This window comes from Streptomyces sp. NPDC058579 (genome assembly GCF_042718575.1).
Lineage (GTDB): Bacteria > Actinomycetota > Actinomycetes > Streptomycetales > Streptomycetaceae > Streptomyces.
In genome coordinates, this window is sequence record NZ_JBHXPI010000043.1 from 22,221 (window position 1) to 47,492 (window position 25,272).

A 25,272-nucleotide genomic window follows, 5' to 3' on the forward strand; every position below is an offset into this window, starting at 1 on the left:
TTACTTGGCGACGGCGCCGAAGGCCGGGATGACCGAGCCGTCGTAGGTGTCCTCGATGTACTTCTTCACCTCGGGCGAGTTGAGGAGCTTGGCGAGCTTCTGCACCCGGGCGTCCTTCTCGTTGCCCTCCTTGACGGCGAGGAAGTTGGCGTACGGGTTGCCCTCGGCCTTCTCGATGGCGATGGCGTCCTTGGCCGGGGAGAGCTTGGCCTCGATGGCGTAGTTGCCGTTGATGACGGCGGCGTCCACGTCGTTCAGGGCGCGGGGCACGGTGGCGGCCTCCAGCTCCTTGAACTCCAGGCCCTTCTTGTCCGTGATGTCGGAGAGCTTGGCGTTGGTGCCGACGCCGTCCTTGAGGGTGATGAGACCGTTCTCGGCGAGCAGCTGGAGGGCGCGGCCGCCGTTGGTGGTGTCGTTGGGGACGGCGATGGTCTGGCCGGCCTTGATGTCCGAGAGCGCCTTGACCTTCTTGGAGTAGAGGCCGAGGGGCTCCAGGTGGACGTTGACCACCGGGACGATGGTGGTGTTGTTCTTCTTGTTGAAGTCGTCGAGGTACGGCTTGTGCTGGAAGAAGTTGGCGTCGACCTGGCCGGACTGGGTGGCGGTGTTCGGCAGGACGTAGTCCGTGAACTCCTTCACCTCCAGCTTCAGGCCCTCCTTCGCGGCGAGGTTGTCCTTGACGTAGTTGAGGATGTCGGCGTGCGGCGTCGGGGACGCGGCGACGACGAGCGGCTTGTCGGCGGAGCCGGCCGAGTCCTTCGCGGAGGACGGGTCCGAGGCGGTGCCGCAGGCGGTGAGGCCGAGGGCGAGCGCGGCGGTGGCGGCGATACCGGCGGTGAGCTTGATGTTCTTACGCACGAAGAGTGCCTCTTTCTGGTGGTGCGGTGGACGCCTGGACAACAAGTCCGGGCTCTTCTTCGAAGGACGAAGTCTGGGGTTACGCGGTCCGGCCGCGGCGGGCGAGGAGCCGGACGGCGAGGTCGCCGATGAGCTGGACGACGGTGACGATCGCGATCAGGACGACGACGGTGACCAGCATGAACTGGGTGTCGAAGCGCTGGTATCCGTAGGTGATGGCCTTGGAGCCGAGGCCTTCGCCGCCGACCGCGCCTGCCATCGCGGAGTAGCCGATGAGCACGATGACCGTGGTCGTGGTCCCGGAGACCAGCGAGGGCAGCGCCTGCGGCAGCAGCACCTTGCGGATGATCGTCGGCACGGAGCCGCCCATGGACTGGACGGCCTCCACGAGGCCGTGGTCGACCTCGCGGACCGAGGTCTCGACGAGGCGCGCGAAGAACGGGATGGCGCCGATGGCGAGCGGGACGATCATCGCGGTGGGGCCGATGAAGGTGCCGACGACGAAGGTCGTGAAGGGGATCAGGGCGATCAGCAGGATGATGAACGGCAGCGAGCGGCCGATGTTCACGATCACGCCGACGACCTTGTTGACCACGGTGTTCTGCAGCAGTCCGCCCTTGTCCGTGAGGACGAGGAGGATGCCGAGCGGCAGTCCGCCGAGGACGGTGACGAACGTGGCCCACAGGACCATGTAGAGGGTGTCGACGGTGCCCTGCTCGAGCAGGGGCTGCATCTCCGACCAGGTCACTTGGCACCTTCCTTGACGAGTACGGCGCCGGCGGCGTCGTCCTCTTCGACGACGTCGACCTGGAGGCCCTGCTCGCGCAGGAAGCCGACGGGCACGACGTTCTCCTCGTAACGGCCGGGCAGTTCGATCCGCATCCGGCCGATCTGCTTGCCGCCGACGGTGTCCATGGCGGCGCCGAGGATCGAGATGTCGATGTTGTACGTACGGGAGAGCTGGGAGATCACCGGCTGGGTGGCGGCCTCGCCGTGGAAGGTGACGTCGACGACCGTGCGGTCGGGGCCGGTGGCGGCGCCGCTGACCGGGAAGAGTTCGGCGGCCAGCTCGGAGCCGGGGGTGGCGAGCAGTTCGCTCACGGTGCCGGACTCGACGATCCTGCCCCGCTGCATCAGCGCGGCCGAGTCGCAGATCGTCTTGACGACGTCCATCTCGTGCGTGATGAGCAGGACGGTGAGCCCGAGCTGCTGGTTGAGGTCGCGCAGCAGCTGGAGGATGGAGCGGGTGGTCTCGGGGTCGAGGGCGCTGGTGGCCTCGTCGGAGAGCAGGACCTTGGGGTTGCCGGCCAGGGCGCGGGCTATGCCGACGCGCTGCTTCTGGCCGCCGGAGAGCTGGCCGGGGTAGGACTTCGCCTTGTCGGCGAGGCCGACGAGGTCGAGGAGTTCCAGGGCGCGGCGGGTGCGCTCGGCGCCGGAGACGCCGAGGATCTCCAGGGGGAGCTCGATGTTGTCCTTGACCGTGCGGGAGGACAGCAGGTTGAAGTGCTGGAAGACCATGCCGATGCTGCTGCGCGCGCGGCGCAGGTCCTTGCCGGCGCGGCGGCCGGTGCCGGCGAGCGCGGTGAGGTCGACGCCGTCCACGGTCACGGTGCCGGAGGTGGGGCGCTCCAGGAGGTTGACGCAGCGGATGAGCGAGGACTTGCCGGCGCCGCTCTGGCCGATCACGCCGAAGACCTCGCCCTCGCGGACGTGGAGGTCGACGCCGTCCAGAGCGGTGACCTGGCGGCCTCGCGACTCGTAGACCTTGGTCAGGCCCGAAGTGGTGATCACAGGGGTTTCCGTCACTGTCGAGTGCACGGCGCGGGGTCCGCCGGGCACGGGGCATTCGTCGTTCGGACAGTCAGGCGCAGATCGGCCGCATCGGTGGGTGAACCGGAGGCAGCACGTGCGCGGGGCAGGCACGGTCCGTCGCCTCGGGGCGTACGGATCGGCTCGGCCGTCGGTGTCTCGCTTCGGGGCGCGAGACGCAGGCGGGGGCCCTCAGAAGGCGCACATTCGACACATACAACGAGCACCGGGCGTCGTGATCGCCTCGGTCGCAAGGGTGCGGCTGCTCGTCGTGGTCATGTCTGCAAGTAAAGCACGCAGGGGTACGACGGCTTCGGGGGTGTCCGAATAGCGGACTTCGTTGAGACAGTATGCGGACACCCCTGGCGGGCGTCAGACGCCGAGGACGATCTCCACTCCCCCGTCCGTGGCCTGCGCGGATACCGCGGAGAGGTCGGTCACGACGAAGTCCGCGTCGAGTTCGGCACGGTCGTGGGTTGTGGCCAAGGCCACGGTCCGCATGCCCGCGGCGCGGCCGGCGGCGAGCCCCGCGGGGGCGTCCTCGAAGACCACGCAGGCGGCCGGGTCGACGCCGAGCCTCGCGGCGGCGAGCAGGAAGGGCTCCGGGTCGGGCTTGCCGCGCGTGATGTCGTCGGCGGCGACGAGGGCGGGGAAGTCGATGCCGGCCTCGCGCAGCCGCGCCTCGCCGAGCGGGCGGGTCGCGGAGGTGACGACGGCCCAGCGGTCGGCCGGGAGGGAGGAGAGCAGCTCCTTGGTGCCGGGCAGCAGCTCGACGCCGCCGGGGACGTCCTCGACCTCCAGCTGCTCGATGCGGCGCAGCGCCTCGGGCACCCGGGCGGCGGGCAGCAGGTCGGCGATGATCTCGGCGGCGGGGCGGCCGTGCAGCTCGACGCGGGCGAAGTCCTCGGCCGTGATCCCGTACTCCCCGGCCCAGCGGGTCCAGCAGCGGTACACGGACGCCATGGAGGAGACGAGGGTTCCGTCGTTGTCGAACAGGAGGGCTTCCGCGCGTATCTTCATGGCCCCCGACCCTACGGGGCGGGTGGGGGGCGAGCGCATCGGGCCATTCGGCCCGTAATACCCTCGGGCGCATGCTTGACGCCCTGACGGTCGCGGTCTCGGTGGCCGCGCTCGCCCTCGCCGCCTGGTGCGGCTTCGCCTTCACCCGCGACCAGCCGACCAAGGACTGGCACTTCATCGGCATGGCCGTGGTGACGTTCCTCGCCCTGGTGCAGCTGGTCGTCGGCATCGTGCGGCTCTCCAGCGGCGACAAGGCCGAGGAGGGTACGACGATCTTCGTCGCGTACCTGCTGGGCGCGCTGTGCGCGGTGCCCGCGGCCGGCTTCATGTCGTTGACGGAGCGCAGCCGCTGGGGCTCGGCGACGGTGGCGGCGAGCGGGGTCGTGCTCGCGGTCCTGGAAGTACGTCTCTTCGACATCTGGACGGTGGGCTGATGACCGCGACGGAGGAGACCGGCACGGGCACGCGCCTGGTCACGGGCCCCGGCATGCTGCTGGTCTGGCTGTACGGGGTGATGTCGGTCGGCGCGGTCTCGCGCTCGATCTACCAGATCGCGACCGAGTTCGACCGGGCGCCGCTCGCCTACGCGCTCTCGGCGGTGGCGGCCGTGGTGTACGCCTTCATCACGTACACGCTGGTCCGCGGCGGGGAGACGGCCCGCAGGGCGGCGCTGGTGTGCTGCGCCGCCGAGCTGGTGGGCGTACTGACCGTGGGGACCTGGACGCTGGCCGACCCGTCCGCGTTCCCCGACGCCACGGTCTGGTCGGACTACGGCTACGGCTACATCTTCATCCCGGTCCTGCTGCCGGTGACCGGGATCTGGTGGCTGCGGCGGTCGCGGACGACCGCCGTCCGCGCCGCCTAGGCCTTAAGCCGCCTTCTCCAGGGTCACGAGCGTGAGCCGGGGGCCGATCTCGCGGGCGGCGACCTGCTCGTACCCCTTGCTGCGGTAGAGCCGGAGGTTGCCCTCGCTGCGGTGGCCGGTGAAGAGCTGGAAGCGCTTGGCGGTGGGCGCCGGGTCGCCGGCGAAGTGGCCCTCTATGGCGTCGAGGAGCCGGCCGCCGAGGCCGTGGCGCTGCATGCGCGGGTGGACGATGAGCTTGGAGATCCGTACCGTGCCGGCCTCGTCGACCCGCCCGCGTACGGAAGCGACGATCTCGTCGCCGAGGCGGGCCACGAGACCGTACCCGTCGGAGAGTTCGGCGCGCAGGGCGTCCAGGGTCTGGGTGAGCGGCTCGATGGCGTAGTCGCCGTAGAGCTCGGCCTCGCTCTGGTAACAGAGGTACTGCAACTTCAGTATGTGCTCCGCGTCCTGCGCGTCCGCCGCTGAGATGGTCACGCTCATGCCCATGTGCGCATGCCTCCCGCTCACCTGATCCTTGGGTCGGTCTCCCGCACCCTTCCCCTCGGGGACGCCGCAGGAACCTCTGCAGCCAGCATTCTGCGCAGGCATCCCAGGCAACGGGAACGCATGGGCCCCAGACTGCCCTGTGAGATACCCAACTCTCCTGCGATTTCTCGGTAGGTGGGGTCGGCGGGGTCGAGCATCGCGGTGAGCAGCCGCGGGCAGTGCCCGGGGGTGCGGCGGACGGCGGCGCGGACGGCGCGGCGGCGTTCCGTCGTCAGGGCGGTGGACTCGGGGGTGGCGTCGTGCGGATCGCCGGCCTCCTCGCCCGGGTACGGGCGCTCCCGCAGGGCGGCGCGCCGGGCGCGGCGGGCCTCGGCGCGGACGGCGCGGCGGAGCCAGTCGGCGGGGTGGGTGGGCGCGTCGTCGTCCTGGAGGCGCTCGAGGAGCTTGAGCCAGACGGCCTGTTCGAGGTCTCCGGCGTCCACGCCGGCGGCCGGTGCCTCGGCCTTGGACTCGGCGGCGAGGAGGGGGGCGAGGGTGCGCAGGAGGTGGGGGTCGGTCATGACCGGCACGATGCGGGTGTGTGACCGGGTGGTTGCGGACTTGGGGGTAAACCACTCGGGTGGGTGCCGTTGCCCGTGGTCCGGGCCCAGGGTCTTGGGCTGGACGGACCACGGAACGGCACCGCACCCGTGGGTTGTGCTAGTCGGTCACCGCCAGCAGGGCCGTGTCCGGGTTGTCGGAGAAGATGCCGTCGATGCCCGTCGCCAGGTAGGTCTTCAGGGCGCCGAAGACGTCGCCGTACGCGTTCGGGTCCGTGCCGCGGCGGAAGTCGGCGGGCAGGAAGCTGTTCTCGTTGCGCTGGGTGTACGGGTGGAGGATCAGGCCCTGTGCGTGGGCGTCGCGCACCAGGGTCGTCGGGGTGCCGAGCCTGCCGTTCGCGTCGCGCGGGATGACCAGGTCCAGGGTCGGGCCGATGCCCTGCGCGTACGAGGCGATCCAGCGCAGGCCCTGCGGCGTGACCAGGTCGGCGACGGTGCGCGGGTCACCCGCCTGGACGAAGTCCCAGGGGCGGCTGCTCGCGGCGGAGAGCAGCACGACGCGCGGCGAGTTCACCAGCTTCGCCAGGCGCTGGATGCTGCTGGGCTCGAAGGACTGGAGGAAGACCGCGGAGTCGGCGCGGTGGCGGCCGTAGCGGCGCAGCAGCTTGGCGAGGGGCTCCTCCAGGCCGAGGCCGAGGGAGCGGAAGTAGCTGGGGTGCTTGGTCTCGACGTGCAGCCAGACGTCGCGGCCCCGGCAGCGGCCCTCACGTTCGGCCCAGCGGAGCACCTCCTCGAAGGTCGGGATCTGCCAGCGGCCGTCGTAGAGGGTGTTCTCCTGGCGGGTCGCCGGGATGCGCTCCTTGGCGCGGAGGGTCTTGAGCTCGGCGAGGGTGAAGTCCTCGGTGAACCAGCCGGTGTACGAGACGCCGTCCACGGACTTGGTGGTCCTGCGGGAGGCGAACTCGGGGTGGTCGGCGACGTCGGTCGTGCCGGTGATGTCGTTCTCGTGGCGGCAGACCAGGTGGCCGTCCTTGGTGGGGACGAGGTCCTGCTCGATCACGTGGGCGCCGAGGTCGAGGGCGAGCTGGTAGGAGCCGAGCGTGTGCTCGGGGCGGTAGCCGCTCGCGCCGCGGTGCGCGATGACGGTGGGGACGGGGAGGGAGCGGTAACCGTGCCCGTGGCCGTGTCTGCGGTCCTGGCTCGCGCCCTGTGCCTCGGCCGCCTGCGCCGGGCCGGCGGCGAGGACCGCGGAGGCACCGAGGACGGCGGCTCCGGCCACCCCGGTCACGGCCGCGCCGGCCGCTCCGAGGACCGTGCGTCGAGCGGGGCTCGCGTGCTCACCCTGGGTCATGAAGGCTCCTTCGATGTGATGTCCCGCACCTGTCAAACGCGGCTCCGACAGTAGGCATTCGGTCCCTCCGTGCGACAGACCTGGGCCGAACGCAGTGGAAACACACGTCAACACTGCGTATCCACTCGATGAACCCGATGTGCGGACGAGGGCGACCCGCGAGTATCGTCCTCACCTGCACAGCACCCCCGTACGACGCCGTCACCGCCCCCGACACCGGAGGAACCGTTGTCCCGTCTCGCACTCATCAAGGCAGTGCTCGGACCGCTCCTGCGCCTGATGTTCCGGCCCCGTGTCGACGGCGCGGAGAACATCCCCGGGACGGGTCCGGTGATCCTCGCGGGCAACCACCTCACCTTCATCGACTCGATGATCATGCCGATCTGCATCGACCGGCCGGTCTTCTTCATCGGCAAGGACGAGTACGTCACGGGCAAGGGGCTGAAGGGCCGGCTGATGGCCTGGTTCTTCACCAGCGTCGGCATGATCCCGGTGGACCGCGACGGCGGCCGGGGCGGTGTCGCGGCGCTGATGACGGGCCGCCGGGTGCTTGAGGAGGGCAGGATGTTCTCCATCTACCCGGAGGGCACGCGCTCCCCCGACGGCCGGCTGTACCGGGGCCGTACCGGCATCGCGCGGCTGACGCTGATGACCGGCGCGCCGGTGGTGCCGTTCGCGATGATCGGCACGGACAAGATCCAGCCGGGCGGGGCGGGGCTGCCGCGGCCGGGCCGGGTGACGGTCCGCTTCGGCGAGCCGATGGAGTTCTCGCGGTACGAGGGCATGGACCGCGACCGCTACGTCCTGCGGGCGGTGACGGACTCGGTGATGGCCGAGGTGATGCGCCTGTCGGGCCAGGAGTACGTGGACATGTACGCCACGAAGGCGAAGGCCGCGTAGCCGTCACGACGTGACATGCGGGTGGGCCCCGCACGGCGGTCGTCGGTGCGGGGCCCACTCGTTTGTCATCGCTCAGTGCTCGATGCCGTCTTCCAGCTTCTGGCCCTTCAGGAGGAACCAGGCCGCCACGGCGGTGGCGAGCAGGACCGCCGCGCCGACGCCGGCCGCCAGGTTGAGGCCGTCGACGAAGGCGTCCTGGGCCGTGGACACCAGGGCGTTCGCCGAGTCGGGGGCGAGGCCGGCGGAGACCTCGACCGCGCCGCCGAGCGACTCGTGCGCCGCCGCGGCGGCGTCCGCGGGGACGCCCGGCGGGGTCACGAAGCCCTGGTAGACGCCGGTGACGATCGAGCCGAGGAGCGCGATGCCGAGGGCCGCGCCCAGTTCGTACGCGGTCTCGGAGACGGCGGAGGCCGAACCCGCCTGCTCCTTGGGCACGCTGGACAGGATCACGTCCGCCGTGACGGTGAACGAGAATCCCGCGCCGAGGCCGACGACGAGGAGGGCCGCGCCGAGCAGCGGGTAGCCGGTGTCCTTGTGGATCACGGTGACGACGGCGAGGGCGAGCCCGATCGCCGCGAGACCGCCGGCCACGATGCCCCGTACGGAGAACCGCCGGGCGTACCGGCCCGCGACCAGACCGGTGACCACCGCGCCGATGGCGGCGGGCAGTTCGGCGAGACCGGCCTCCAGCGGCTCACGGCCCTGGACTAGCTGGAGGAACTGGGAGAGGAAGAAGACCAGGCCGGACAGACCGAAGACGGTGAGCAGGTCGGCGAGGACCGCGCCCGAGAAGCCGCGGTGCTTGAAGAGCCGCATGTCGAGCAGGGGTGCGGTCAGCCGGTGCTGACGGCGTACGAAGGCCCACAGGGCGGTGGCGCCGATGAGGGCGGCGGCGCCGATCTCCCAGGACAGGCCGTGGGAGGCGGCTTCCTTGATTGCGTATACGACGCCGATGACACCGACGAGCGAGAGCCCGACGCTGATCAGGTCCCAGGGACCCGTGACCGGGTTCTTGGACTCGGGCAGTAGCTTGATGCCGACGAGGACCAGGGCGGCCATGACGGGCAGGTTGATGAGGAAGACCGAGCCCCACCAGAAGTGCTGGAGCAGCGCTCCGCCGACGACGGGGCCGACGGCCGCGCCGGCGGAGGCGGTGGCGCCCCAGATGCCGATGGCGAGGCTGCGCTCCTTGGGGTCGTGGAAGATGTTCCGGATCAGCGCCAGGGTCGACGGCATCAGGGTGGCGCCGGCGACGCCGAGGAGGGCGCGGGCGACGATCATCATCTCGGGGCTGGTGGCGTAGGCGTTGAGCACCGAGACGGCGCCGAAGGCGGTCGCGCCGATCAGGAGCAGCTTCTTGCGGCCGATCCGGTCACCGAGGGAGCCCATGGAGACGAGGAGTCCGGCGATGACGAAGGAGTAGATGTCGCCGATCCAGAGCAGCTGGGTGCCGGTCGGCTTCAGGTCCTCGCTGAGGGCGGGTGTGGCGAGCCCGAGGACGGTGGCGTCCACCGCGACCAGGAGGACCGCGAGGACGAGAACAGAGAGGGCGAGCCAGCGGCCGGGGCTCTTCACCCCGGTCCCGGTCGTCGGGTTCAGTTGGCGGGTGCCGCTCATTTCTCCACGCTCCGTCGTGCGCCACCGAGCATGAGCTCGGTGATCATGAATTGGAAGTCCTTGGCCGCGACCCGGCCGTCCATGACGGCCCAGGCGCAGGAGGAGGCGAGGCCGTACAGGGCCTCGGTGAGCCACGCGGGGCTCAGGTCGATCCGGAAGGTGCCCTCTTCCTGACCGCGTCTGAAGAGGTCGCTGACGCGGGCGTCGAGCCGGGACCAGCCCTCGTTGATCTGGTCGCCCTCGAAGAGCTGGTTCTCGGTGACGAGGAAGGCCATCAGCTGGGCGTTGGGCTCGATCTCCGCGACGAGCCGCCGCACGGCTTGGTCGGCCGGACCCTCGTCGAGGCGCGCGGCGTCGAGCGCGGCCTCGAACTCCTCGATCCCCATCGCTTCCAGCGCCCTGACCAGGGCGTCCCGCCCGGCGAAGTGCCGGTGCAGGGTCGCCCGACCGATCCCCGCGGCCCGGGCGACCTCGTCCATGGTGGCGGTCGATTTCCGGGAGAGCAGGGCGGCGGCGGCGAGGAGCACCTGGGCGCGGTCGACTGTCATGAGACGACCATACACCGAATGAGACGTTCGTGTCTCATTCGATAAGTCCACGCCTCACGGCGGGTCGGCCCCGGATGCGCGGAAAGGCCCCTCGCGGGGGCCTTCCGGAAGACGCGGTACGAACCACCTCGCCGCCGCCCTGTCGGAGTGGGCGGCGGCGGTGTGACGGTGTTGGGGGTTACTGCTTCGCGGTGGCCCAGGCGTGTTGGATGACCAGGTCGGCCTTGACCTCGATCAGTTGGGCGGCGACCGCCGACGGGGCCGTGCCGCCGCGGCCGTCGCGGGAGGCGAGGGCGCCCGGGACGTTGAGGACCGTGCGGACCTCGGGGGTGAGGTGCTCGGAGATCTTGGCGAACTGCTCGTCCGTGAGCTCGTCCAGCTCCTTGCCCTCCGCCTCGGCGACCTTCACGCACTCGCCGGCCACCTCGTGCGCCACCCGGAACGGCACGCCCTGCTTGACCAGCCACTCGGCGATGTCGGTGGCGAGGGAGAAGCCGGCCGGGGCCAGCTCCTCCATCCGCTCCCGGTTCACGGTGAGCGTGGCCATCATGCCGGTGAAGGCCGGCAGCAGGACCTCGAGCTGGTCGCAGGAGTCGAAGACCGGCTCCTTGTCCTCCTGGAGGTCGCGGTTGTACGCGAGCGGCAGCGCCTTGAGCGTGGCCATCAGGCCGCTCAGGTTGCCGATCAGGCGGCCCGACTTGCCCCGCGCCAGCTCGGCGATGTCCGGGTTCTTCTTCTGCGGCATGATCGACGAGCCGGTGGAGAACGCGTCGTGCAGCGTCACGAAGGAGAACTCCTTCGTGTTCCAGATGATGATCTCCTCCGCGATACGGGAGAGGTTGACCCCGATCATCGCGGTGATGAAGGCGAACTCCGCGACGAAGTCGCGCGAAGCCGTGCCGTCGATCGAGTTGCCCACCGAACCCCGCTCGAAGCCGAGGTCCTTGGCGACCGCCTCCGGGTCGAGCCCGAGGGACGAACCGGCCAGGGCTCCGGAGCCGTACGGCGAGACCGCGGTACGGGTGTCCCACTGCCGCAGCCGCTCCGCGTCCCGGGAGAACGACTGGACGTGGGCCAGGACGTGATGGGCGAAGAGCACCGGCTGGGCGTGCTGGAGGTGCGTCCGGCCCGGCATGGCGACGTCGGCGTGAGCCTCGGCGAGGCCCACGAGCGCGTCCTGGAGGTCGGCGATCAGACCGCCGATGATCCGGGCGTGGTCGCGCAGGTACATCCGGAAGAGCGTCGCGACCTGGTCGTTGCGGGACCGGCCGGCGCGCAGCTTGCCGCCGAGGTCCGGACCGAGGCGCTCCAGGAGGCCCCGCTCCAGGGCGGTGTGCACGTCCTCGTCGGCGATCGTGCCGACGAAGGAGCCGTCGGCGACGTCCGCTTCGAGCCGGTCGAGGCCGCCGAGCATACGCGTCAGCTCGTCCTCGGTGAGCAGCCCGGCCTTGTGGAGCACGCGCGCGTGGGCGCGGGAACCGGCGATGTCGTACGGCGCGAGGCGCCAGTCGAAGTGGACCGACGCGGACAGCTTCGCCAGGGCCTCGGCCGGACCGTCGGCGAAACGGCCGCCCCAGAGCCGTACGTCACCGTTGTTGCTGCTCACAGCTGCTGCTCCTCGGGAGGGTGGGTGCAAGGCCGCCTCCCCGGTCCCTGCGGTGGGGAGGCGGCTGTGGAACGAGTCGTGGTTACGCGAGGTCACGCCGGGCGGCGATCTTCGCGGAGAGCGCGAAGATGTCGATGAAGCCCTGCGCCTTGGACTGGTCGAAGGTGTCGCCCGAGTCGTAGGTCGCGAGGTTGAAGTCGTACAGCGACTCCTCGGACTTCCGGCCGGTGACGACGGCGCGGCCGCCGTGCAGGGTCATCCGGACGTCGCCGGTGACGTGCTGGTTGGCCTCCTGGATGAAGCCGTCGAGCGCCCGCTTGAGCGGGGAGAACCAGAGGCCGTCGTAGACGAGTTCGCCCCAGCGCTGCTCGACCTGCCGCTTGTAGCGGGCGAGTTCACGCTCGACGGTGACGTTCTCCAACTCCTGGTGGGCGGTGATCAGGGCGATCGCGCCGGGAGCCTCGTACACCTCGCGGGACTTGATGCCGACGAGCCGGTCCTCGACCATGTCGATCCGGCCGATGCCCTGGGCTCCGGCGCGCTCGTTGAGCCGCTGGATCGCCTGGAGGACGGTGACCGGCGTGCCGTCGACGGCGACCGGGACGCCCTCCTTGAAGGAGACGACGACCTCGTCGGCCTCGCGCGGGGTGGCCGGGTTCGAGGTGTACTCGTAGATGTCCTCGATCGGCGCGTTCCAGATGTCCTCCAGGAACCCGGTCTCGACGGCGCGCCCGAAGACGTTCTGGTCGATGGAGTACGGGGACTTCTTGGTGGTCGCGATCGGCAGGTCGGCCTTCTCGGCGAAGGCGATGGCCTTGTCGCGGGTCATGGCGTAGTCGCGGACCGGGGCGATGCACGTCAGGTCGGGGCCGAGGGCCTGGATGCCGGCCTCGAAGCGGACCTGGTCGTTGCCCTTGCCGGTGCAGCCGTGGGCGACGATCCCGGCGCCGTGCTTCCTGGCGGCGGCGACGAGGTGCTTGACGATGGCGGGCCGGGAGAGGGCGGAGACGAGGGGGTAGCGGTCCATGTAGAGGGCGTTGGCCTTGATCGCCGGGAGGCAGTACTCCTCGGCGAACTCGTCCTTGGCGTCCGCGACCTCGGCCTCGACGGCCCCACAGGCGAGCGCGCGCTTGCGGATGACGTCCAGGTCCTCGCCGCCCTGACCGACGTCGACGGCGACCGCGATGACCTCGGCGCCCGTCTCCTCGGCGATCCAGCCGATGGCGACGGAGGTGTCCAGGCCACCGGAGTAGGCGAGTACGACACGCTCGGCCACGGGTTTCTCCTTACCTTGCAAGCACTGACAACCTTGCAACCACTGATATGCATGAGTATGCAGTAGTCCGTATGTTTCGTCAATCGAGAGCGTACGTGCCGCTCGGCGTCCGGCACCTGCGAGGTCCTGTCGACGGCCGGGTGGGGCGATGCCACGATGAAGAGGGAGAGCGGGAATCGAGGTGCTCGATGAAGGCTCCTTCCGGGGACCGCGCCACGCGGGGGAAGGGGCTGTTCAGCGGTCGGGACCGGGCCGTGATCGCGGCGGCGGCGCTGTCCATGCTGATCGTGCAGATGGACTGGTTCGCGCTCAACCTCACGCTTCCCGTGATCGCCCGGGACTTCCACGAACCGACCACCGATCTGCAGTGGCTCGTGAGCGGATACATGCTCACCCTGGGCGCCTTCATGATCACCGGAGGGCGGGTCGCCGACGTCCACGGCCGGCGGCGGACGATCGTCTGCGGACTCGTCGGCTTCGGTGCCGTCTCCGTCCTCTGCGCCCTGGCACCGTCCACCGGGTGGCTCGTCGCGGGGCGGGTCGTGCAGGGTGTGACCGCAGCCTTCATCTTCCCCGTCGCCGTCGCCGTCGTCACCGGCTACTTCAGGGACGACCGGCAGGGCCGGGCCGTCGGAACGGTCCTCGCCTTCAGCGCCGTGGGCACCGCCCTGGGGCCCTTCGTCGGCGGGACGCTCGCCGAGCACGTCAGCTGGCGTGCCGTGTTCTACCTCAACGTGCCGATCTGCGCCGCCGCCGTGTTCCTGATGCTCCGCCACGTCCCGGAGACCCGCGACACCCACGCCTCGGGCCGGCTCGACCTGGCCGGCGCGGCCGCGATCGCGGGCGGGCTGACGCTGGTCATGCTCGGCGTGGACCAGGGCGCCTCATGGGGCTGGGCCGCCCCGGCCACCTGGGGCTGCCTCCTCGCCGGAGCCGCGCTGCTCGCCCTCTTCGCCCGTATCGAACGGCGCAGTGAGGAACCACTGCTCGACCTCGGTCTGCTGCGGAACGGCCCGTTCGTCACCATCACCCTCGCCGGGTCCCTGTCCAACGTCGTCTACTGCCTCGTCGCCGTCTTCTCGGCGCTCTACCTCCAGCAGGCGCGGGGCCTCTCGCCCTTCACCGCGGGGCTGATCTTCCTCGCGCTCTCCGTCGGCGCGGGCACGGCCAGCTACTACTCGGGGCACCTGGCGCACCGATGGCGGCCCGAAGTGCTCATGGCCGTCGCCATGTTCCTCAGCGGCACCTCGCTGCTCGCCCTGACCTGGTCGACGCCGATCGGCCTGTACCTGGTGGTCTTCGCCGTGGTCGGCGCCGGGCTCGGCCTCGGCTGGGCCCTGACGAACGTCGCCACCCAGTCGTACGTACCGGAGACCCGCCTCGCCGCCGCGTCCGGCTTCGTCCTGACGTCACTGGTCCTGCTCGGCGCGGTGGCCGTCGCCGTCGCCTCGACGGTCCTCGAGGCACTCAGCGGTTCGGCGTCCCGCGCGGCCTCCGACGGCTCGGCCATCGAGCTGGTGCTCCGCGCCGCGGCCGTACTCGCCCTGTTCGGGGGCGTGCTCCTGCTCCGGCTGGTCCGTGCACCGTCGCGGTCGTAGGGGCGTACGGGCGTAGATGCGTAGATGCGTACGACCGTAGAGACGTACGGGCGTTCGGAGAGAATGCCGGTGCGCCTTCCAGGGCCCGCCGAACATCCTCCGCGTGCACGGGCGCGGGGAGCCGGTCTTCCGTGACGACCCGCGCTGGGAGGGGCTCATGGCGCACTTCCCGGGCATCGACGTGACCCAGCACGGGCTGCGGGCGATCATCGTCGTCTCGGCCGAGCTGGTCCGCGACGCCTGCGGCTACGCGGTGCCGTTCATGACGTACGACGAGGACCGCGATCTGCACCGGAAGCGGTTCGCGCGGGAGGACGACGCGTCGCTGAGCTCGTACTTCGGGAAGAAGGAGCACATCGCCGCCAGCATCGACGGGCTGCCGGGCCTGCCGCTCCCCCTGCCGCCACTGCCGTAAGGCTTCCGGGGCTTGGGCCCGGCGACGGTCGGTCTCATCTACCTACCGACCGTCACCGACTGCCCTAGCGGTCGTTCTGCGCGAGCCTGAGCAGGTGGTCGGCGAGGGCCTGGCCGCCCGACGGGTCGCGGGAGATCAGCATCACCGTGTCGTCGCCCGCGATCGTGCCGAGGATCGGGTGGAGTTCGGCCTGGTCGATGGCCGACGCGAGGAACTGGGCCGCCCCCGGCGGGGTCCGCAGGACCACCAGGTTCGCGGAGGCCTCGGCGGAGATCAGCAGCTCGCCGGAGAGGCGCCGCATGCGCTCCTCCTTGGCGGACTCGCCGAGCGGCGCCTGCGGGGTTCGGAAGCCGCCCTCGCTGGGGACCGCGTAGATCAGCTCGCCGCCCGTGTTGCGGATCTTCACCGCGCCGAGCTCGTCGAGGTCGCGGGAGAGCGTCGCCTGGGTGACGCTCAGCCCGTCGTCCGCGAGGAGCTTGGCGAGCTGGCTCTGCGAGCGCACCGGCTGCCGGTTGAGGATGTCGACGATTCTGCGGTGGCGTGCGGTACGGGTCTGCGGAACGGACGGCCCGCCGTGCTCGGTTTCCTGCGCGTCGGTCATCGTCGTCTCATTCTCCGGTTCGTCCTTGCCCGTTCACCGCTTCGTCGAGGACACCGGGCAGCGCTGCCAGGAACGTGTCCACCTCCGCGTCGGTGATGATCAGTGCCGGCATGAGCCGTACGACATCGGGGGCGGGCGCGTTGACCAGGAGACCGGCGTCCTGAGCCGCCTGCTGCACCTGGGGCGCGAGGGACTCGGTGAGCACGATACCCAGCAGGAGGCCCGCACCACGGACATGGGAGACCAGCGGGTGGTTCAGGCCCTCGATTCCGCTCCGCAGCCGCTCGCCGAGCCGCTTGACCTCGTCGAGGGCTCCGCCGGCCGCGAGGGTGTCGATCACCGCGAGCCCGGCGGCGCACGCGACCGGGTTCCCGCCGAAGGTCGTGCCGTGGTGACCGGGCTCGAAGAGCTCGGCCGCCGCGCCGAAGGCGACGGTCGCGCCGAGCGGCAGCCCGCCGCCGAGGCCCTTGGCCAGGGTGACGATGTCGGGGTCGACCCCGTCGTGCCCTTGGTGCTCGAACCAGTGGCCGCCGGTCCGGCCGACGCCCGTCTGGACCTCGTCGAGGACCAGGAGGGTGCCGGTGGCCCGGGTGATCTCGCGGGCGGCCTGGAGGTAACCCACGGGCGGTACGACCACGCCGTTCTCGCCCTGGATCGGCTCGATGATCACGAGCGCGGTCTCCTCGGTGACCGCGGCGCGCAGCGCCTCGACGTCTCCGTACGGCACGTGCGTGACGTCACCGGGCAGCGGCAGGAACGGGGTCTGCTTGCCGGGCTGGCCGGTGAGGGCGAGCGAGCCCATGGTCCGGCCGTGGAAGCCGCCCTGGGTGGCGACCATGTGGGTACGGCCGGTCAGCCGGCCGATCTTGAAGGCGCCTTCGTTGGCCTCGGCGCCGGAGTTGCAGAAGAAGACCCTGCCCGGCCGGCCGAAGAGCTGGAGCAGCCGCTCGGCGAGCGCGACGGGCGGCTCGGCGACGAAGAGGTTGGAGACGTGGCCGAGCGTGGCGATCTGCCGGGACACGGCCTCGACGATCGCCGGGTGGGCGTGGCCGAGCGCGTTGACGGCGATGCCGCCGACGAAGTCGAGGTACTCGGTGCCGTCGGCGTCCCAGACCTTGACGCCCTCGCCGCGTACGAGGGACAGCTTCGGCGTGCCGTAGTTGTCCATGAGCGCGCCCTGCCAGCGGAGGGTCAGGTCCGCGTTGCTCGATTCGAGCGTGCCCGGTGACGCGTTGCCCGGTTCCGCGTTGCTCATTTCCCGTCCCCCGTGGTCTGGTCGGGCACGACCATCGTGCCGATGCCCGAGTCGGTGAAGATCTCCAGCAGGATCGAGTGCTGGACGCGGCCGTCGATCACGCGGGCCGTGTGGACCCCGTTCCGTACGGCGTGCAGACAGCCCTCCATCTTGGGGACCATCCCGCTGCTGAGCTCGGGCAGCAGCTTCTCCAGCTGGCTCGCGGTGAGCCGGCTGATGACCTCGTCGCTGTTGGGCCAGTCCTCGTAGAGGCCCTCGACGTCGGTCAGGACCATCAGCGTCTCGGCGCCCAGCGCCGCAGCGAGAGCCGCAGCCGCCGTATCAGCATTGACGTTGTAGACATGTCCGTCGTCCTCGGAGCGGGCGATGGAGGAGACGACGGGGATCCGGCCGTCCTCCAGGAGCGCCTCGATGGCGCCGGTGTCGATGGCGGTGATCTCGCCGACCCGGCCGATGTCGACCCGCTCGCCCTCGATGACCGGCTGGTGCTTGATGGCGGTGATGGTGTGGGCGTCCTCGCCGGTCAGGCCGACGGCGAAGGGGCCGTGCTGGTTGAGCAGGCCGACGAGTTCGCGCTGGACCTGGCCGGCGAGGACCATCCGTACGACGTCCATGGCGTCCTCGGTGGTGACGCGAAGGCCGGCCTTGAACTCGCTGACGATGCCGTGCCGGTCGAGCGCGGCGCTGATCTGCGGGCCGCCGCCGTGCACGACGACCGGCTTGAGACCGGCGTGGCGCAGGAAGACGACGTCCTGGGCGAAGGCCGCCTTGAGCTCGTCGTCGATCATCGCGTTGCCGCCGAACTTGATGACGACCGTCTTGCCGTGGTGACGGGTCAGCCAGGGCAGCGCTTCGATGAGGATCTCCGCCTTGGGCAGGGCGGTGTGCTTCCTGGTCTCGGTCATGACGAGTACGCGCTGTTCTCGTGGACGTAGTCGGCGGTGAGGTCGTTGGCCCAGATGACGGCGGTCTCGGAGCCGGCGGCGAGGTCGGCGGTGATGGTGACCTCGCGGTAGCGCATGTCGACGAGGTCGCGGTCCTCGCCGACCGAGCCGTTCTTGCAGACCCAGACGCCGTTGATGGCGACGTTCAGCCGGTCGGGCTCGAAGGCGGCGGCGGTCGTGCCGATGGCGGAGAGCACCCGGCCCCAGTTGGGGTCCTCGCCGTGGATGGCGCACTTGAGGAGGTTGTTCCGGGCGATGGAGCGGCCCACCTCGACGGCGTCGTCCTCGGTCGCGGCGTTGATCACCTCGATACGGATGTCCTTGCTGGCGCCCTCGGCGTCGCCGATGAGCTGGCGGGCGAGGTCCTGGCAGACGGCCGTCACGGCCTCGGCGAACTCGGCCTGCTCCGGGGTGATGCCGGAGGCGCCGGAGGCGAGGAGGAGGACGGTGTCGTTGGTGGACATGCAGCCGTCGGAGTCGACCCGGTCGAAGGTGACCTTGGTGGACTGCCGCAGCGCGGCGTCGAGGTCCTTGCTGTCGACCTCGGCGTCGGTGGTGAGGACGACGAGCATGGTGGCGAGGCCGGGGGCGAGCATGCCCGCGCCCTTGGCCATGCCGCCGACGGTCCAGCCGTCCTTCGTGACGACGGAGGTCTTGTGGACGGTGTCGGTGGTCTTGATGGCGATGGCGGCCTTCTCGCCGCCGTGCTCGGAGAGCTCGCCCGCGACCTTCTCGACACCGGCAAGGAGCTTGTCCATGGGCAGGAGGAGACCGATGAGACCGGTGGAGGCGACGGCGACCTCGCCGGCGCCGATGTCGGTACCCCGCGCGGTGAGCACTTCGGCGACCTTCTCGGCCGTCGCGTGGGTGTCCTGGAAGCCCTGGGGGCCGGTGCAGGCGTTGGCGCCGCCGGAGTTGAGGACGACGGCCGCCAGCTCGCCGGTGCCGAGGACCTGCTGGGACCAGAGCACGGGCGCGGCCTTGACGCGGTTGGAGGTGAAGACTCCCGCGGCGGCGCGGCGCGGCCCGGTGTTGACCACGAGGGCCAGGTCCGGGTTGCCGTTCTGCTTGATCCCGGCCGCGATGCCCGCCGCCGTGAATCCCTTCGCCGCTGTGACGCTCATGGAGCGACTCCAATCGTGGAAAGTCCGGTGTCCTCGGGGAGCCCGAGGGCGATGTTCATGCTCTGCACCGCACCGCCGGCGGTGCCCTTGGTCAGGTTGTCGATGGCGCTGATCGCGATGATCCGGCCCGCCGCGGCGTCGTGGGCGACCTGGATCTGAACGGCGTTGGAACCGTATACGGACGCGGTGGCCGGCCACTGCCCCTCGGGGAGCAGATGGACGAACGGCTCGTCCGCGAAGGCCTTCTCGTACGCGGCGCGCACGCTCTGCGCGGTGACCCCGGGCTTCGCCTTGGCGGAGCAGGTGGCGAGGATGCCGCGGGACATGGGCGCGAGGGTGGGCGTGAAGGAGACCGCGACGCGCTCGCCGGCGGCGGCGCTGAGGTTCTGGATCATCTCGGGGGTGTGCCGGTGGCCGCCGCCGACGCCGTACGGGGACATGGAGCCCATGACCTCGCTGCCGAGCAGGTGCGGCTTGAGGGACTTGCCGGCGCCGGAGGTGCCGGTGGCGGCGACGATCACCGCTTCGGGCTCGGCGAGGCCGTTCTCGTACGCGGGGAAGAGCGCGAGGGAGACGGCGGTGGGGTAGCAACCGGGCACGGCGATGCGCTTGGAACCGTCCAGTGCGGTGCGGGCGCCCGGCAGTTCCGGGAGGCCGTAGGGCCAGGTGCCGGCGTGCGGGGAGCCGTAGAAGGTCTCCCAGTCGGCGGAGTCCTTGAGCCGGAAGTCGGCGCCCATGTCGACGACGAGGGTGTCCGGGCCGAGCTGCTCGGCGACGGCCGCGGACTGCCCGTGGGGCAGCGCGAGGAAGACGACGTCGTGGCCCGCGAGCGCCTCGGCGGTGGTCGGCGCGAGGACGCGGTCGGCGAGCGGCAGCAGGTGCGGCTGAAGGCCACCGAGCCGCTGACCGGCGTTGGAGTGGCCGGTCAGGGTGCCGATCTCGACGTGGGGGTGGGCGAGGAGAAGACGCAGGAGCTCTCCGCCCGCGTATCCGCTCGCGCCCGCCACTGCTGCTCGTACCGTCATCAGAACCCTCCTCATGGATGGCATGACTATACGCAGAGCCGCACTTTTATGCAAAGCGCCTTCTATCTCCGATGTGCGTTGTTCCTAGACTGGCGCAATGGAGGACATCGACGCGATCGCGATGCTGCAGGACCCGGTACGGCGGCGGCTGTACGAGTACGTGGTGGCCCAGGGGCGCGAGGTCGGCAGGAACGAGGCCGCCGAGGGGGCCGGGGTGGCGCGCACGCTCGCCGCGCACCATCTGGACCGGCTGACCGAGGCCGGGCTGCTGGAGAGCGGCAGCCGGCGTCTGACCGGGCGCTCGGGGCCGGGGGCGGGGCGGCCCGCCAAGGTGTACACCCGGGCGCGGGCCGAATGGTCGGTGGCGCTGCCCGCCCGCGACTACCGCACCGCCGCCGAGCTGCTCGCCGAGGCCGCCGAGCAGGCCGGGCTCGACGCCGGGCTCTGCGCGGCCGCCCGCCGCCGGGGCGAGGCCCTGCGCGGCTCCGAGGCGCCCTGCGGCGACCTCGACGAGGCCGTGCGGGCACTGGCCGCCCGCGGGTACGAGCCACACATGGAGGACTCCGAGGGGGCCGCGCCTGTCGTCCGTATGCGCAACTGCCCCTTCCACGCCGTCGCCGAGCGCTTCCCGCCCCTCGTGTGCGGGATGAACCTAGCCCTCCTGGAGGGCCTGCTCGGCACGGACGGCCCCCTCCGCGCCCGGATGGACGCGCGGCCGGGAGAGTGCTGTGTCGTGGTCGAGAACTCTAAAAACAATGACGATTGACATAGAAAAGCGGGCCGTGCTGGGATGACGCCATGACCTCACCCGTGCGCGCCCTCCACCTCGCCCAGCTCAACGTCGCCACGCTCCTCCACCCCTTCGACGACCCGCGCATCACGCCGTTCGTCGAGCTGCTCGACCCGGTCAACACGGCGGCCGACGGCGCGCCCGGCTTCGTCTGGCGGCTCGTGGAGGAAGGGGCGCCCGACGCCACGGGCCTGCGCCCGGCGGGCGAGGACGTCATCGTGAACCTGTCGGTGTGGGAGAGCCAGGACGCCCTGTGGGACTTCGCGTACCGCAGCGGGCACCTGGAGGTCATGCGGCGGCGCCGCGATTGGTTCGCCCGGCACGTCGAGGCGCACCTGGTGCTCTGGTGGGTCCCGGCCGGGCACCTCCCGACGGTCGGCGAGGCCCTGTCACGGCTGGCGGAGCTGCGGGCGAACGGGCCGTCGCCGCGCGCGTTCACCTTCGCCGCCTCGTACACCGCCGACGAGGCGGCCTCGCACCTCTAGAGGGTCGGTGAGGTCAGGGCGTACGGGGCTGGTTGAAGCGGAGCATGTTCCCGGAGGGGTCGCGGAAGGCGCAGTCGCGGACGCCGTAGGGCTGGTCGGCCGGCTCCTGGAGGACCTCTCCCCCGGCGGCCCTGATGCGCTCGAACGTGGCGTCGACGTCGTCCGTCTGGAAGATCACCCCGCGGAGCAGGCCCTTCGCGAGCAGCTCCGCCATGGTCCGGCGGTCCGTCGGTGAGGCGTTGGGGTCGGCGAGCGGCGGTTCGAGGACGATCTCCACGTCGGGCTGCTCGGGCGAGCCGACGGTGACCCAGCGCATCCCCTCGAAGCCGACGTCGTTGCGGACCTCCATGCCGAGGACGTCCCGATAGAAGGCGAGGGCCTTGTCGTGGTCGTCGACCGCGATGAAGCACTGTGCGAGCTTGATGGTCATGGCTCCGACGATAGGAGCCGGTGACGCATTCCGCTTCCGCTTCCGCACTACGGGACGTGCACCGCCGCGCCGTTCCTGACCGGGCGGGTGTGGATCTTCGCGAGACAGGCCGGGATCGGGGCGCCCGCCTCGTGGCAGCGGGCCCGGTACGCGCTCGGGCTCTCGCCGACGAGCTCGGTGAAGCGCGTGCTGAACGAGCCGAGGGACGTACAACCGACGGCGAAGCAGACCTCCGTGACGCTCAGGTCGCCACGGCGCAGCAGCGCCTTCGCCCGCTCGACGCGACGGGTCATCAGATAGCTGTACGGCGTCTCCCCGAAGGCGGCACGGAAGCTGCGGGAGAAGTGCCCGGCCGACATGAGGGCGATGCGCGCAAGCGCCGGGACGTCCAGCGGCTGGGCGTAGTCGCGGTCCATCGCGTCGCGTGCGCGGCGCAGGCGCACCAGGTCTTCGAGCGTCATATCAACCAGCATCGCAGACGGGTGTGACAGCGGCGGATGACGACGGAGCCCCCGGGGGGACGCTGACGGGCGGCGGGGGCGGGGGATGAAGGCGGAGCCCCGGGGGGGGTGACGCTGACGGGCGGCGGGGCGCGGACGACTGCGGCGGGGCGGCAGATCACGGTGGAGCCCAGGGGGCGGCGGCCTCCGGCCGGGTGCGTTCTGCCCTTGTTGCGCCGTGCCTCAGCCCGAGTCCGTCGTGCCCGACGCCCCCGCCCTCATACGCGACCCGCTCCTCACCCAGGAGTGGCTCGACCTCGCCTTCGTCCACTGGGCCGTCGATCCGGACGTCGTGGCCCCGCTCCTGCCGAGCGGAACCGTGCCGGACACCCACGACGGGCTCACGTACGTGGGGCTCGTGGCCTTTCGGATGCACAAGGTCGGGTGGCTGCGGCTGCCGGGGATCCCGTACCTGGGCTCCTTCCCGGAGACCAACGTGCGCCTGTACTCGGTCGACGCGCACGGGCGGCGCGGTGTCGTCTTCCGGTCGATGGACGCGTCGCGGCTGCTTCCGGTGGTGATGGGGCGCCTCGGCTTCCAGCTGCCGTACCTGTGGTCCCGGATGAGCGTCCGTACCGAGGGCGACACGGTCGACTACGCGAGCTCCCGCCGCTGGCCGGGCCCGCGCGGGGCGTACAGCCGCCTCCGGGTGGAACGGGGCGAGCGCATCGAGGAGCCCACCGAGCTGGAACACTTCCTCACCGCCCGCTGGGGCCTGCACAACGCGTTCTTCGGCACGTCGGCGTATCTGCCCAACGACCATCCGCGCTGGCCGCTCTACCGGGCCGAACTGCTCTCCTGCGAGGAGAACCTGCTCACCGCGGCCGGGCTCCCGACGCCCCGCGAGGCGCCGGTCAGCGTCCTGTACTCGCCCGGGGTCCCGGTCCGCCTCGGCCGGCCGTCCCGGTCCGCCCCGACCGTGCCCCACCCCCGCAGGCCGCCACGCTAGGGACTTGGGGCTGTCACATCGCCCTCCGAGGACGCGTCATCGCTTCGAAGGACGATGCGGAGGAGTGAGGGCCCCATGGACGGCGACGCGTTTCTGGCCTGGCAGTTCGACCTGCACCACGAGCGGCTGTGGGCGCTCGCCCGGCGGCTGCTGGGCTCGGGGCACGAGGCCGAGGAGGCCCTGAGCGCGGCCAGGGCGGCGGCCGGGCTCGGCGGGATCGACTCCTGGCTGGCGGCGGTGGTCGCGCGGGTGTGCGTTGAGCGGCTGCGGACACGAGCGGCGGGCGCGCCGCAAGGGCCCTCGGCGCTCGAGCCGGATGCGGCTGCCCTCGCGGACGGGACAGGACTCGCGCTCTTCGTGGCCCTGCACTCGCTCACCCCCGACGAGCGGCTCGCCCTCGTCCTGTACGACCTGTTCGCCCTGCCGCTGCCCGAGGTCGCCCGTCTCACCGGCCGTACGACGACGGAGGCGGCGCGCCTCGTCCGGGGCGCCCGGCGGCGCGTCCGGGGCGGTCCCGCGGAAAACGGCATGCGCCCTGTCAGAGGCCTCCGTTAGCCTCGTTCACATGTCTACGCCCCGAGTTTCCTAGCTCAAGGACCCGCTTCCACGCCACCCGTGTGTCCTTCTGCTTTCTCGGAGCGTTACCCCATGATCACCGTTCGTGCCGCCGACGTGCGCGCCGGCGCCCGGCTCCTGCTGTCCGACCTCTCCTTCCACGTCGCCCCCGGCGACCGGATCGGCCTCGTCGGTCGCAACGGAGCCGGGAAGACCACCCTGCTCGACACCCTGGCCGGGCTGCGCCCGCCGGCCGCCGGAACCGTCACCCGTACCGGCGAGGTCGGCCATCTCGCGCAGGATTCCCGCGCCGCCGACCCCACCGCTTCCGTCACCGACCGCATCCTCTCCGCGCGCGGCCTCGACCGGGCCGTGCGCGCCCTGCACACAGCCGCCGTCGCGCTGAGCGAGGCCCCGGCACTGGCCCCGGCCCAGGCCCCCGACGAGCGGCGCATGGCCGCGTACGCCCGCGCCGAGGCGGAGTTCGAGGCCCGGGGCGGGTACTCCGCCGAGGCCGAGGCCGCCCGGGTCGCGGCGGGCCTCGGGCTGCCCGCCGACGTCATGGACCGGGCCGTCGGCACGCTCTCCGGCGGCCAGAAGCGCCGGGTCGAGCTGGCCAGGATCCTGTTCGCCGGGCACGGCCGCGAGGGCACACTCCTCCTCGACGAGCCCACCAACCACCTCGACGCCGACTCGATCGGCTGGCTGCGCGGCTTCCTCTCCGCCCACCAGGGCGGACTCGTGCTGATCAGCCACGACGTGGCGCTCCTCGCCGACACGGTCAACCGGGTCTTCCACCTCGATCCGGCGCGCGCCACGATCGACGTGCACAACACCGGCTGGGAGCGGTACCTCGCCCAGCGGGACGCCGACGAGCGCCGCCGGACCCGGGAGCGCGCCAACGCCGAACGCAAGGCGGCCTCGCTGCACGCCCAGGCGGAAAGGATCAAGGCCCGCTCCGCCACGGCGACGACGGCCCGGAGCATGGCGCGCCGCGCCGACCGGCTGCTCGACGGGCTCGACCCCGCACGGCAGGCCGAGCGCGTCGCGCGCATCCGGCTGCCCGAGCCCGCACCGTGCGGCCGGACGCCGCTGGGCGCGGTGTCGCTGACCAAGTCCTACGGTGGCGGCCGCCCGGTCCTCGACGGCGTCGACCTCGCCGTGGACCGGGGCAGCCGGCTCGTCGTGCTCGGGCTCAACGGGGCGGGCAAGACGACCCTGCTGCGGCTGCTCGCGGGGGTGGAGGTCCCCGACTCGGGGCGGGTGGTGCGCGGGCACGGGCTGCGGATCGGGTACTTCGCGCAGGAGCACGAGACGCTCGACCACGGTCGCACGGTCCGCGCCAACCTGGCCGCCGCGGCGCCCCATCTGACGGACGGTGAGGTACGACGGGTCCTCGGGGCGTTCCTGTTCCGGGGCGACGACGCCGACAAGCCGGCCGGGGTGCTCTCGGGCGGCGAGAAGACGCGGCTCGCGCTGGCCGGTCTGGTCCACTCGGGCGCGAACGTCCTGCTCCTCGACGAGCCCACGAACAACCTGGACCCCGCCTCCCGCGACGAGGTCCTGGCCGCCGTCGGCACGTACCCGGGCGCGATCGTGATGGTCACGCACGACGAGGGGGCGATCGACGCGCTGCGTCCTGACCGGGTGCTGCTGCTCCCGGACGGCGACGAGGACCTGTGGAGCGAGGAGTACCGGGAGCTGGTCGCCCTGGCCTGACGCGCTG

The 25,272-nt window shown here is 71.3% G+C and carries 27 protein-coding genes and 1 pseudogene; 10 read left to right on the top strand and 18 right to left on the bottom strand.

Going from position 1 to position 25,272, the window contains the following annotated elements; genetic code table 11:
- The 4 genes from ACFWRO_RS31225 to ACFWRO_RS31240 all read right to left on the bottom strand — a co-directional run bounded on the left by ACFWRO_RS31225 (position 1) and on the right by ACFWRO_RS31240 (position 3,687).
- Positions 1-858, bottom strand: a complete 858-nt coding sequence (locus ACFWRO_RS31225; protein WP_384516121.1) for a MetQ/NlpA family ABC transporter substrate-binding protein — start codon at positions 856-858, stop codon at positions 1-3.
- A 79-nt stretch (positions 859-937) separates the two neighbouring features.
- Complete coding sequence (locus ACFWRO_RS31230) at positions 938-1,606, bottom strand: methionine ABC transporter permease (protein ID WP_384516124.1); 669 nt, start codon at positions 1,604-1,606, stop codon at positions 938-940.
- The gene (locus tag ACFWRO_RS31235; protein WP_384516127.1) at positions 1,603-2,697 is read right to left on the bottom strand and encodes a methionine ABC transporter ATP-binding protein; all 1,095 of its coding nucleotides are present in this window, start codon (positions 2,695-2,697) and stop codon (positions 1,603-1,605) included. Before ACFWRO_RS31235 ends, ACFWRO_RS31230 begins: the two co-directional genes overlap by 4 nt.
- Positions 2,698-3,039: 342 nt before the next feature.
- Positions 3,040-3,687, bottom strand: a complete 648-nt coding sequence (locus tag ACFWRO_RS31240; RefSeq protein WP_384516129.1) for an HAD-IA family hydrolase — start codon at positions 3,685-3,687, stop codon at positions 3,040-3,042.
- A gap of 71 nt (positions 3,688-3,758) precedes the next feature.
- Between ACFWRO_RS31240 and ACFWRO_RS31245 the strand changes: the two genes are divergently transcribed.
- Positions 3,759-4,121 (top strand): hypothetical protein, encoded by a 363-nt coding sequence (locus ACFWRO_RS31245; protein ID WP_384516131.1) that lies wholly within the window; start codon positions 3,759-3,761, stop codon positions 4,119-4,121.
- Positions 4,121-4,552 carry a hypothetical protein gene (locus tag ACFWRO_RS31250; protein ID WP_384516133.1) on the top strand — a complete coding sequence of 144 codons (432 nt, stop codon included), beginning with the start codon at positions 4,121-4,123 and terminating at the stop codon, positions 4,550-4,552. The genes ACFWRO_RS31245 and ACFWRO_RS31250 overlap by 1 nt, the downstream gene beginning before the upstream one ends.
- 3 nt (positions 4,553-4,555) lie before the next feature.
- Here ACFWRO_RS31250 and ACFWRO_RS31255 read toward each other — a convergent pair whose 3' ends face one another.
- From ACFWRO_RS31255 to ACFWRO_RS31265, 3 genes are all read right to left on the bottom strand, one after another.
- Positions 4,556-5,038, bottom strand: coding sequence for a GNAT family N-acetyltransferase (locus ACFWRO_RS31255; protein WP_384516136.1), 483 nt, complete (start codon positions 5,036-5,038; stop codon positions 4,556-4,558).
- Between the two features lie 17 nt (positions 5,039-5,055).
- Positions 5,056-5,598, bottom strand: a complete 543-nt coding sequence (locus ACFWRO_RS31260; RefSeq protein ID WP_384516139.1) for a sigma-70 family RNA polymerase sigma factor — start codon at positions 5,596-5,598, stop codon at positions 5,056-5,058.
- Positions 5,599-5,737: 139 nt separating this feature from the next.
- Positions 5,738-6,928 carry a glycerophosphodiester phosphodiesterase gene (locus tag ACFWRO_RS31265; RefSeq protein ID WP_384516142.1) on the bottom strand — a complete coding sequence of 397 codons (1,191 nt, stop codon included), beginning with the start codon at positions 6,926-6,928 and terminating at the stop codon, positions 5,738-5,740.
- Between the two features lie 228 nt (positions 6,929-7,156).
- On the opposite strand from ACFWRO_RS31265, the gene ACFWRO_RS31270 reads away from it, so the two are divergent.
- Positions 7,157-7,828, top strand: a complete 672-nt coding sequence (locus tag ACFWRO_RS31270) for a lysophospholipid acyltransferase family protein (protein ID WP_362004647.1) — start codon at positions 7,157-7,159, stop codon at positions 7,826-7,828.
- A 72-nt stretch (positions 7,829-7,900) separates the two neighbouring features.
- Here ACFWRO_RS31270 and ACFWRO_RS31275 read toward each other — a convergent pair whose 3' ends face one another.
- The 4 genes from ACFWRO_RS31275 to ACFWRO_RS31290 all read right to left on the bottom strand — a co-directional run bounded on the left by ACFWRO_RS31275 (position 7,901) and on the right by ACFWRO_RS31290 (position 12,875).
- Positions 7,901-9,445, bottom strand: coding sequence for an MFS transporter (locus tag ACFWRO_RS31275; protein ID WP_384516144.1), 1,545 nt, complete (start codon positions 9,443-9,445; stop codon positions 7,901-7,903).
- Complete coding sequence (locus ACFWRO_RS31280; RefSeq protein WP_384516146.1) at positions 9,442-9,993, bottom strand: TetR/AcrR family transcriptional regulator; 552 nt, start codon at positions 9,991-9,993, stop codon at positions 9,442-9,444. The genes ACFWRO_RS31275 and ACFWRO_RS31280 overlap by 4 nt, the downstream gene beginning before the upstream one ends.
- Positions 9,994-10,171: 178 nt before the next feature.
- Positions 10,172-11,599: an argininosuccinate lyase gene (gene argH, locus ACFWRO_RS31285; protein WP_384516149.1), complete on the bottom strand. Its 1,428-nt coding sequence runs from the start codon at positions 11,597-11,599 to the stop codon at positions 10,172-10,174.
- Positions 11,600-11,681: 82 nt separating this feature from the next.
- Positions 11,682-12,875, bottom strand: a complete 1,194-nt coding sequence (locus tag ACFWRO_RS31290; protein WP_384516152.1) for an argininosuccinate synthase — start codon at positions 12,873-12,875, stop codon at positions 11,682-11,684.
- 188 nt (positions 12,876-13,063) lie between these two features.
- Between ACFWRO_RS31290 and ACFWRO_RS31295 the strand changes: the two genes are divergently transcribed.
- Together ACFWRO_RS31295 and ACFWRO_RS31300 are read left to right on the top strand one after the other, a co-directional pair.
- Positions 13,064-14,473 (top strand): MFS transporter, encoded by a 1,410-nt coding sequence (locus tag ACFWRO_RS31295; RefSeq protein ID WP_384516154.1) that lies wholly within the window; start codon positions 13,064-13,066, stop codon positions 14,471-14,473.
- Positions 14,474-14,543: 70 nt separating this feature from the next.
- Positions 14,544-14,888, top strand: a pseudogene (locus ACFWRO_RS31300) (pyridoxamine 5'-phosphate oxidase family protein); the annotation flags it as partial.
- Between the two features lie 64 nt (positions 14,889-14,952).
- On the opposite strand, the gene ACFWRO_RS31305 reads toward ACFWRO_RS31300, so the two are convergent.
- From ACFWRO_RS31305 to argC, 5 genes are read right to left on the bottom strand one after another with little or no spacing between them, the layout of a single operon-like run.
- Positions 14,953-15,489, bottom strand: coding sequence for an arginine repressor (locus ACFWRO_RS31305; protein WP_362004631.1), 537 nt, complete (start codon positions 15,487-15,489; stop codon positions 14,953-14,955).
- A gap of 7 nt (positions 15,490-15,496) precedes the next feature.
- Positions 15,497-16,744 (bottom strand): acetylornithine transaminase, encoded by a 1,248-nt coding sequence (locus ACFWRO_RS31310; RefSeq protein WP_384516157.1) that lies wholly within the window; start codon positions 16,742-16,744, stop codon positions 15,497-15,499.
- On the bottom strand, positions 16,741-17,649 hold the full coding sequence (argB, locus tag ACFWRO_RS31315) for an acetylglutamate kinase (protein ID WP_384516160.1): 909 nt from the start codon (positions 17,647-17,649) through the stop codon (positions 16,741-16,743). Before argB ends, ACFWRO_RS31310 begins: the two co-directional genes overlap by 4 nt.
- The gene (gene argJ / locus ACFWRO_RS31320) at positions 17,646-18,812 is read right to left on the bottom strand and encodes a bifunctional glutamate N-acetyltransferase/amino-acid acetyltransferase ArgJ (RefSeq protein ID WP_384516163.1); all 1,167 of its coding nucleotides are present in this window, start codon (positions 18,810-18,812) and stop codon (positions 17,646-17,648) included. The genes argB and argJ overlap by 4 nt, the downstream gene beginning before the upstream one ends.
- On the bottom strand, positions 18,809-19,837 hold the full coding sequence (argC, locus tag ACFWRO_RS31325) for an N-acetyl-gamma-glutamyl-phosphate reductase (protein WP_384516166.1): 1,029 nt from the start codon (positions 19,835-19,837) through the stop codon (positions 18,809-18,811). The genes argJ and argC overlap by 4 nt, the downstream gene beginning before the upstream one ends.
- Positions 19,838-19,934: 97 nt before the next feature.
- On the opposite strand from argC, the gene ACFWRO_RS31330 reads away from it, so the two are divergent.
- Complete coding sequence (locus ACFWRO_RS31330) at positions 19,935-20,603, top strand: helix-turn-helix transcriptional regulator (RefSeq protein WP_384516169.1); 669 nt, start codon at positions 19,935-19,937, stop codon at positions 20,601-20,603.
- A 32-nt stretch (positions 20,604-20,635) separates the two neighbouring features.
- Entirely contained in the window at positions 20,636-21,112 is a 477-nt protein-coding gene (locus ACFWRO_RS31335) for a DUF3291 domain-containing protein (protein ID WP_384516172.1), read from the top strand.
- A 13-nt stretch (positions 21,113-21,125) separates the two neighbouring features.
- Here the strand turns inward: ACFWRO_RS31335 and ACFWRO_RS31340 are convergent, their stop codons facing one another.
- Together ACFWRO_RS31340 and ACFWRO_RS31345 are read right to left on the bottom strand one after the other, a co-directional pair.
- The gene (locus tag ACFWRO_RS31340) at positions 21,126-21,542 is read right to left on the bottom strand and encodes a VOC family protein (RefSeq protein WP_384516174.1); all 417 of its coding nucleotides are present in this window, start codon (positions 21,540-21,542) and stop codon (positions 21,126-21,128) included.
- A 47-nt stretch (positions 21,543-21,589) separates the two neighbouring features.
- Positions 21,590-22,003, bottom strand: a complete 414-nt coding sequence (locus ACFWRO_RS31345; RefSeq protein WP_362004610.1) for a helix-turn-helix transcriptional regulator — start codon at positions 22,001-22,003, stop codon at positions 21,590-21,592.
- A 217-nt stretch (positions 22,004-22,220) separates the two neighbouring features.
- On the opposite strand from ACFWRO_RS31345, the gene ACFWRO_RS31350 reads away from it, so the two are divergent.
- The 3 genes from ACFWRO_RS31350 to ACFWRO_RS31360 all read left to right on the top strand — a co-directional run bounded on the left by ACFWRO_RS31350 (position 22,221) and on the right by ACFWRO_RS31360 (position 25,265).
- Positions 22,221-22,991: a YqjF family protein gene (locus ACFWRO_RS31350; RefSeq protein WP_384516178.1), complete on the top strand. Its 771-nt coding sequence runs from the start codon at positions 22,221-22,223 to the stop codon at positions 22,989-22,991.
- A gap of 75 nt (positions 22,992-23,066) precedes the next feature.
- Positions 23,067-23,546 (top strand): RNA polymerase sigma factor, encoded by a 480-nt coding sequence (locus ACFWRO_RS31355; RefSeq protein WP_384516181.1) that lies wholly within the window; start codon positions 23,067-23,069, stop codon positions 23,544-23,546.
- Between the two features lie 93 nt (positions 23,547-23,639).
- Complete coding sequence (locus ACFWRO_RS31360) at positions 23,640-25,265, top strand: ABC-F family ATP-binding cassette domain-containing protein (protein WP_384516184.1); 1,626 nt, start codon at positions 23,640-23,642, stop codon at positions 25,263-25,265.
- Positions 25,266-25,272: the final 7 nt, after the last annotated feature.